The 8,422-nt window shown below is 69.8% G+C and carries 6 protein-coding genes; 1 reads left to right on the top strand and 5 read right to left on the bottom strand.

Annotated elements, in window-relative coordinates:
• Positions 1–280 precede the first annotated feature (280 nt).
• From pgl to tkt, 5 genes are read right to left on the bottom strand one after another with little or no spacing between them, the layout of a single operon-like run.
• A complete protein-coding gene (pgl, locus tag L0P92_RS22305) occupies positions 281–1,063 on the bottom strand; it encodes a 6-phosphogluconolactonase (protein WP_234764586.1) in 783 nt (260 codons plus the stop codon).
• Positions 1,060–2,265, bottom strand: a complete 1,206-nt coding sequence (opcA, locus tag L0P92_RS22300) for a glucose-6-phosphate dehydrogenase assembly protein OpcA (RefSeq protein WP_234764585.1) — start codon at positions 2,263–2,265, stop codon at positions 1,060–1,062. Before opcA ends, pgl begins: the two co-directional genes overlap by 4 nt.
• On the bottom strand, positions 2,262–3,800 hold the full coding sequence (gene zwf, locus L0P92_RS22295) for a glucose-6-phosphate dehydrogenase (protein ID WP_234764584.1): 1,539 nt from the start codon (positions 3,798–3,800) through the stop codon (positions 2,262–2,264). Before zwf ends, opcA begins: the two co-directional genes overlap by 4 nt.
• A 4-nt stretch (positions 3,801–3,804) precedes the next feature.
• On the bottom strand, positions 3,805–4,923 hold the full coding sequence (gene tal / locus L0P92_RS22290; protein ID WP_234764583.1) for a transaldolase: 1,119 nt from the start codon (positions 4,921–4,923) through the stop codon (positions 3,805–3,807).
• 34 nt (positions 4,924–4,957) lie between these two features.
• Positions 4,958–7,045, bottom strand: coding sequence for a transketolase (gene tkt, locus L0P92_RS22285; protein WP_234764582.1), 2,088 nt, complete (start codon positions 7,043–7,045; stop codon positions 4,958–4,960).
• Positions 7,046–7,407: 362 nt separating this feature from the next.
• Here tkt and L0P92_RS22280 point away from each other — a divergent pair, with 362 nt between their 5' ends.
• Positions 7,408–8,376, top strand: coding sequence for a heme o synthase (locus tag L0P92_RS22280; RefSeq protein ID WP_234764581.1), 969 nt, complete (start codon positions 7,408–7,410; stop codon positions 8,374–8,376).
• Positions 8,377–8,422 lie beyond the last annotated feature (46 nt).

The following is an 8,422-nucleotide window of genomic DNA, read 5'->3' as shown; positions in this document are numbered from 1 at the left end:
CGCGCCCCTTTCTGGGGCTCCGCCCCAGACCCCGCTCCTCAAACGCCGGAGGGGCTGGATTTGCCGGCCGGGCGTGGGTCTTTCAGCCTGTCCGGCGTTTGAGGACGAGGCGACCGCCGTCCCGATCCCTCACCCACCCGCTGGGGGCGGTCTTTTCAGCCCGTCCGGCGTTTGAGGACGAGGCCCGGAGGGCCGACAGCGGGGGTCTGGGGGCGTAGCCCCCAGGGATGGGACGGGTAGGGGCGGCGGGGGCGAAACTAAGCCTCGCCGCCCCGCCCGTTTACGCCGACGCCGGCGGGTACAGCGAGCGTGGCAGCTGGGATGCTGCCGCCGCGTCCAGTAGCCACAGGGTTCTGGAACGGCCGTACGCCCCGGCAGCCGGCGCCTGGATCTCGCCCGCGCCCGAGAGGGCGATGGCCGCGGCCCGGGCCTTGTCCTCCCCGGCGGCCAACAGCCACACCTCCCGCGCCGCCCGGATCGCGGGAAGCGTGAGCGTCACCCGGGTCGGCGGCGGCTTCGGCGCGCCGTGGACACCGACCACGCTGCGGTCCGTCTCCCGTACCGCGGGGAGTTCGGGGAAGAGGGAGGCCACGTGCGTGTCGGGACCCACGCCCAGCATCAGGACGTCGAAGGTGGGGACGGACCCGTGGTTCTCGGGGCCCGCCGCCCTCGCCAACTCCTCCGCGTACGAGTCGGCCGCCGCCTCCACGTCCGCCCCGAAGGGGCCGTCCGACGCCGGCATGGCATGCACCCGCTTCGGATCGAGCGGCACGGAGTCCAGCAGAGCCTCGCGCGCTTGCGTGACGTTGCGCTCGGGGTCGCCCTCGGGCAGGAAGCGCTCGTCGCCCCACCAGAGGTCCAGCCGGCCCCAGTCGATGGCGTCACGGGCGGGGGCCGCCGCCAGCGCGGCGAGGAGGCCGTTGCCGTTGCGGCCGCCCGTGAGGACCACGGACGCGCTGCCCCGGGAGGCCTGCGCGTCCACGATCTTCGTGATCAGGCGAGCCGCGGCGGCCTGCGCCATCAGCTCCTTGTCGTGGTGCACGACCAGCTGCGGAGTACTCACTTCGCCGCCGCCCTCGTCACCGGTTCCTGCGCCTTCGCTTCCTTCGAGGATGCTGAGGACGCCGCGGAAGCCTTCGCAGCGAGTTCGGCGGGCGTTCCGACCGCTGCTCCTTTGGCCGGCGACCCCTCACCACCCTCTCCCGCACCAGACTCCCCGGCCCGGTCCGAAGGCGACTCCTCCGCCTTCGCCACCGCCGCCTCGGCCAGCGCCACGGCCTGTACGGCCTTCGCCACCGCCGCCTCGGCCGCCTCCGCGCCCCGGACCGCCGAAACCGGGCCGGAGTTCAGCCGCTCCACCCCGAACCGCAGCGCCGACGCGTACGTGTCGTCCGGGTCGAGCCGGCGCAGCTCCTCCGCGATCAGCTCGGCCGTCTCGCGTCGCTTCAGCGCCACCGCGCGGTCCGGCTGGCCCTGGATGGAGAGGGTCGCCAGGGAGCCGTCCGCACGGTCCAGGGTGATCGGGCCGCAGTCGGTGTCCATCCGGACCGCCGTCAGGCCGGGGCCCGACGACAGCGACCGCTTCACGGGGACGTCCAGCCGGTCCGCGAGCCACATCGCCAGCAGCTCACAGCTCGGGTTGAACTCCTCGCCCTCCACCTCGACGGCCTTCACCTCGCAGACCACCTGGTCCAGAGCCGCCGCCAGCATCGAGCGCCACGGCGTGATCCGGGTCCAGGACAGGTCGGTGTCGCCGGGGGTGTAGGTGTCGGCACGGGACGACAGCTCCCGTACCGGCTGCTCCGAGGCGTAGGTGTCGGTCACCCGGCGCTGGGCCAGCGCGCCCAGCGGGTCGTTCGCCGGGTCGAGCGGTGCGTTCACCGGCCACCAGACCACCACCGGCGCGTCCGGCAGCAACAGCGGCAGGACCACCGACTGGGCGTGGTCGGACACCTCGCCGTACAGCCGCAGCACCACCGTCTCGCCGGTGCCCGCGTCCGCGCCCACCCGCACCTCGGCGTCCAGCCGGGACTGCGTACGGTCGCGGGGCGAGCGCGAGACCCGCTTGATGACGACCAGCGTGCGCGAGGGGTGCTCGTGCGAGGCGTCGTTGGCGGCCTTCAGCGCGTCGTAGGCGTTCTCCTCGTCCGTCACGATGACCAGGGTGAGCACCATGCCGACGGCCGGAGTGCCGATGGCCCGACGGCCCTGCACCAGCGCCTTGTTGATCTTGCTGGACGTGGTGTCGGTCAGGTCTATCTTCATGGCCGGCGCCAGCTCCGTCCGTCTCGCTCGAGCATTTCGTCCGCCTCGACGGGGCCCCAGGTACCGGCCGGGTACTGGGCGGGCCTGCCGTGCTTGTCCCAGTACTCCTCGATCGGGTCGAGGATCTTCCAGGACAGCTCGACCTCCTCGGTGCGCGGGAAGAGGTTCGAGTCGCCGAGCAGGACGTCCAGGATCAGACGCTCGTACGCCTCGGGCGAGGACTCCGTGAAGGACTCGCCGTACGCGAAGTCCATCGACACGTCCCGGATCTCCATCGAGGTGCCCGGCACCTTCGAACCGAAGCGGACGGTGACGCCCTCGTCCGGCTGGACGCGGATGACGATCGCGTTCTTGCCGAGCTCCTCCGTCGCCGTGTGGTCGAAGGGGGAGTGCGGCGCGCGCTGGAAGACCACCGCGATCTCCGTGACACGGCGGCCAAGACGCTTGCCGGTGCGCAGATAGAAGGGGACGCCCGCCCAGCGGCGGTTGTCGATGCCCAGCCTGATCGCGGCGTACGTGTCGGTCTTGGAGTTGGCGTCGATGCCCTCCTCCTGGAGGTACCCGACCGCCTTCGCGCCGCCCTGCCAGCCGGCCGCGTACTGCCCGAACACCGTGTCCCGGCCCAGGTCCTTCGGCAGCCGTACGGCACCGAGCACCTTGGTCTTCTCCGCCGCCAGCGCGTCCGCGTCGAAGGAAGCCGGCTCCTCCATGGCCGTCAGCGCCATGAGCTGGAGCAGGTGGTTCTGGATGACATCGCGTGCCGCGCCGATGCCGTCGTAATAACCCGCCCGGCCGCCGATGCCGATGTCCTCGGCCATGGTGATCTGCACATGGTCCACGAAGGACCGGTTCCAGATCGGCTCGAACATCGTGTTGGCGAAGCGCAGCGCCAGGATGTTCTGGACGGTCTCCTTGCCCAGGTAGTGGTCGATGCGGAAGACCTGGTCCGGGGCGAAGACCTCGTGCACGACCTTGTTGAGCTCCTCGGCGGAGGCCAGGTCGTGGCCGAACGGCTTCTCGATGACCGCGCGCCGCCAGGAACTCGGCGTCTGGTCGGCGAGGCCGTGCTTCTTCAGCTGCTGGATGACCACCGGGAAGGAACGCGGCGGCACCGACAGGTAGAAGGCGAAGTTGCCGCCCGTGCCCTGGGCCTTGTCCAGCTCCTCGATGGTGCCGCGCAGCCGCTCGAAGGCGGCGTCGTCGTCGAAGGTGCCCTGCACGAAGCGCATGCCCTGGATGAGCTGCTGCCAGACCTCCTCACGGAAGGGGGTGCGGGCGTGCTCCTTGACCGCGTCGTGGACCTCTTGGGCGAAGTCCTCGTGGGCCCACTCGCGGCGGGCGAAGCCGACCAGCGAGAAACCCGGCGGCAGCAGACCCCGGTTCGCGAGGTCATAAACCGCCGGCATCAGCTTCTTACGTGACAAATCGCCCGTAACGCCGAAAATCACCAGGCCCGACGGCCCCGCGATACGCGGGAGCCGTCGGTCGGCGGCGTCACGAAGCGGGTTCGCTTCCGTGACGGTAAAGGGTGACAAGGGATCAGCCCTCCGAGGGGGCGAGGCGCTCCAGCTCCGCCTCGGTCGACTTGAGCAGGTCGTTCCAGGACGCCTCGAACTTCTCGACGCCCTCGTCCTCCAGCAGCTGCACCACCTCGTCGTAGGAGATGCCGAGCGCCTCCACCGCGTCCAGGTCGGCGCGCGCCTGCTGGTAGGTGCCCGCGATGGTGTTGCCGGTGATCTCGCCCTGCGCCTCGGTGGCCTCCAGGGTGGCCTCCGGCATGGTGTTGACCGTGTTCGGCGCGACCAGGTCGTCGACGTACAGGGTCGGCTTGTAGGCCTTGTCCTTCACACCGGTCGAGGCCCACAGCGGACGCTGCTTGTTGGCACCCGCGTTCTCCAGCGCGCTCCAGCGGTCGGAGGCGAAGACCTCCTCGTACGCCTGGTAGGCGAGCCGCGCGTTGGCCACGCCCGCCTTGCCGCGCGCGGCCTTGGCCGCGTCGGTGCCGAGCGCGTCGATCCGCTTGTCGATCTCGGTGTCCACACGGGACACGAAGAAGGACGCCACCGACTGGATCTTGGACAGGTCCAGGCCCTTGGCCTTGGCCTTCTCCAGGCCCGCGAGGTAGGCGTTCATGACCTCGCGGTAGCGCTCCAGCGAGAAGATCAGCGTGACGTTGACGCTGATGCCGAGGCCGATGACCTCGGTGATCGCCGGCAGGCCCGCCCGGGTGGCCGGGATCTTGATCAGGGTGTTCGGGCGGTCGACGAGCCAGGCCAGCTGCTTGGCCTCGGCGACGGTGGCCCGGGTGTTGTGGGCCAGACGCGGGTCGACCTCGATCGACACCCGGCCGTCCTGGCCGCCGGTGGCGTCGAAGACCGGGCGCAGGATGTCGGCGGCGTCCCGGACGTCCGCCGTGGTGATCATGCGGATCGCCTCTTCGACCGTCACCTTGCGGGCGGCGAGGTCGGCGACCTGCTGGTCGTAGCCGTCGCCGCTGCTGATCGCCTTCTGGAAGATCGTCGGGTTGGTGGTGACACCCACGACGTGCTGCTGGTCGATCAGCTCGGCGAGGTTGCCGGACGTGATGCGCTGGCGCGACAGGTCGTCCAGCCAGATCGCGACGCCCTCCTCGGAGAGGCGCTTCAATGCGTCTGTCATGGAAAATCAAACTCCTACGTCTCGTATATGAGCGTCAGCGCTGGGCCGCGGCGAGGGATTCCCGCGCGACGGCAGCCACGTTCTCGGCAGTGAAGCCGTACTCCCGGAAAAGGACCTTGCCGTCGGCCGAAGCACCGAAGTGCTCCAGGGAAACGATGCGACCCGCGTCCCCGACGTACTTGTGCCAGGTGAGACCGATCCCGGCCTCCACCGCGACCCGCGCCTTGACGGCCGGCGGCAGAACGCTCTCCCGGTACCCCTGGTCCTGCTCCTCGAACCACTCCACGGACGGCATGGACACGACCCGCGTCGGCACCCCGTCGGCCTGCAGCCGCTCGCGCGCCTCGACGGCGACGTGCACCTCGGAACCGGTCGCGATGAGCACGACCTGCGGCTCGCCGCCCTCGGCCTCGAACAGCACGTAACCGCCGCGCGCGGCGTCCTCGTTGGCCTCGTACGTCGGCACACCCTGACGGGTCAGCGCCAGACCGTGCGGGGCGCCCTTGCCGAACTCCTTGGTGTAGCGCTTGAGGATCTCGCGCCAGGCGACCGCGGTCTCGTTGGCGTCGGCCGGACGGACCACGTTCAGCCCCGGAATCGCGCGCAGCGACGCGAGGTGCTCGACCGGCTGGTGCGTCGGGCCGTCCTCACCGAGACCGATGGAGTCGTGCGTCCACACGTACGTCACCGGCAGGTGCATCAGCGCCGACAGGCGCACCGCGTTGCGCATGTAGTCGGAGAACACGAGGAACGTGCCGCCGTAGATACGGGTGTTGCCGTGCAGCGCGATGCCGTTCATCTCCGCGGCCATGGAGTGCTCGCGGATGCCGAAGTGGATCGTGCGGCCGTACGGGTCCGCCTCCGGGAGCGGGTTGTCCGCCGGGAGGAACGACGACGTCTTGTCGATCGTCGTGTTGTTGGAGCCGGCGAGGTCGGCCGAGCCGCCCCACAGCTCCGGGACGACCGCACCGAGTGCCTGGAGGATCTTGCCGGACGCGGCACGCGTCGCGACGCCCTTGCCGGGCTCGAAGACCGGGACCTTCTCCTCCCAGCCGGTGGGCAGCTCGCCCTTGCTGATCCGGTCGAACTCGGCGGCACGCTCGGGGTTGTTGTCCCGCCACAGCTGGAAGGACTTCTCCCACTCGGCCTTCGCCTGCGCGCCCCGCTCCAGGGCAGCCCGGGTGTGGGCGATGACCTCGTCGGCCACCTCGAAGGACTGCTCCGGGTCGAAGCCGAGGACGCGCTTGGTGGCCGCGACCTCCTCGTCGCCGAGCGCCGAGCCGTGGGCGGCCTCGGTGTTCTGGGCGTTCGGGGCGGGCCAGGCGATGATCGAGCGCATGGCGATGAAGGACGGCTTGTCCGTCACCTTCTTCGCTTCCTCGATCGCGTTGTAGATGGCGTGCGGGTCGAGGTCGCCGTCCGGCTTCGGGGCGATCCGCTGCACATGCCAGCCGTACGCCTCGTACCGCTTGACGGTGTCCTCGGAGACGGCCGTCTCGGTGTCGCCCTCGATCGAGATGTGGTTGTCGTCCCACAGCAGGACCAGGTTGCCGAGCTTCTGGTGCCCGGCCAGCGAGGACGCCTCGGCGGAGATGCCCTCCTGGAGGCAGCCGTCACCGGCGATGCAGTACACGAAGTGGTCGAAGGGGGAGGTGCCCTCGGCGGCCTCCGGGTCGAACAGACCGCGCTCGTAGCGGGCGGCCATCGCCATGCCGACGGCGTTGGCGACACCCTGGCCCAGCGGACCGGTCGTCGTCTCGACGCCCGTGGTGTGGCCGTACTCCGGGTGGCCGGGGGTCTTCGAGCCCCACGTCCGGAACGCCTTCAGGTCGTCCAGCTCCAGACCGAAGCCGGCCAGGTACAACTGGGTGTAGAGGGTCAGGGACGAATGGCCGGCGGACAGCACGAAGCGGTCGCGCCCGACCCAGTCGGCGTCCGCCGGGTCGTGCCGCATCACCTTCTGGAAGAGGGTGTAGGCGGCAGGCGCCAGGCTCATCGCCGTACCCGGATGGCCGTTACCGACCTTCTGTACGGCGTCGGCGGCCAGGACGCGGGCGGTGTCCACGGCCCGCTGGTCCAACTCGGTCCACTCGAGGTCTGTGGTGGTCGGCTTGGTGCTCACCCTGGGTCAGGGCTCCTCTCCACATGTCGGTTGCCGGTGTCACGGGCACACGCCCACCGGCTGCCGGCGTTCTCGGCGTCGGCCGGCCGTTGTCGAGCCTACCCCTGGAAGTACGCGCGTTTTTTCGAGTCATTCCAGACTGCCGGGAGTCGTCGGGATGTGCCTCCCGACCGGGTCGTTCCGCATTCGGCAAGTGAATACGCAGCCGCTCATCCGGGTGCTCAATCGAGCTTCGGCGCGCCCGTCGGACGGTGCCCTCCAACACGACCCCACCCCCGCGAATGTCCGGGTCTGGGCAACGTCTACAGTGGCGTGGTACGCGCGAGCCTTTACCGGGACTTCACACGGGGAGGCTTGCTGGGATGTCTCTGTCAGGGGTGTGCGTGACGGCCGTTGAATCCCGTCCAGCGGGGATTATCGGGACGAGCCAGAGCCCGAGCCGACGGCCGGTAAAGGCCCGGGTCATGGGGTTCGTGGCGCTGACGAAGCCGCGGATCATCGAGCTGCTGCTCATCACCACCGTTCCGGTGATGTTCCTGGCCGAGCAGGGTGTGCCGGACCTCGGTCTGGTGCTGCTCACCTGCGTCGGCGGCTACCTGTCCGCGGGTGGCGCCAACGCGCTGAACATGTACATCGACCGCGACATCGACGCGCTCATGGACCGCACCTCGCAGCGCCCGCTCGTCACCGGCGTGGTCAGCCCGCGCGAGTGCCTCGCCTTCGGCATCACGCTCGCGGTCGCCTCGACACTGCTGTTCGGCCTCACCGTCAACTGGCTGAGCGCCTGGCTCTCCCTCGGCGCACTCCTCTTCTACGTCGTCGTCTACACGATGATCCTCAAGCGCCGTACGTCGCAGAACATCGTGTGGGGCGGCATCGCGGGCTGTATGCCGGTGCTGATCGGCTGGACGGCCGTCACCAACTCCCTCACCTGGGCGCCGCTCATCCTCTTCCTGGTCATCTTCTTCTGGACGCCGCCGCACTACTGGCCGCTGTCCATGAAGGTGAAGGAGGACTACGCGCGCGTGGGCGTCCCCATGCTCCCCGTCATGGCCTCCAACAAGGTCGTCGCCAAGCAGATCGTCATCTACAGCTGGGTGATGGTCGCGGTGTCCCTCCTGCTGACGCCGCTCGGCTACACGGGCTGGTTCTACACCGCGGTCGCGCTGGCCGCGGGCGGCTGGTGGCTGTGGGAGGCGCACGCCCTGCAGAACCGGGCGAAGGCGGAGGTGACGGGCGCGAAGCTGAAGGAGATGCGCCTGTTCCACTGGTCCATCACCTACGTCTCGCTGCTGTTCGTGGCGGTGGCGGTGGACCCGTTCCTGCGCTGACGTCACTCTGACGTAGGTCACAGGGCCCTGCTCTCGCCAGCTGATC

The organism is Streptomyces muensis (genome assembly GCF_021474425.1).
GTDB classification, from domain to species: Bacteria; Actinomycetota; Actinomycetes; order Streptomycetales; family Streptomycetaceae; genus Streptomyces; species Streptomyces muensis.
This window is presented reverse-complemented; position numbering and strand designations above follow the sequence as displayed.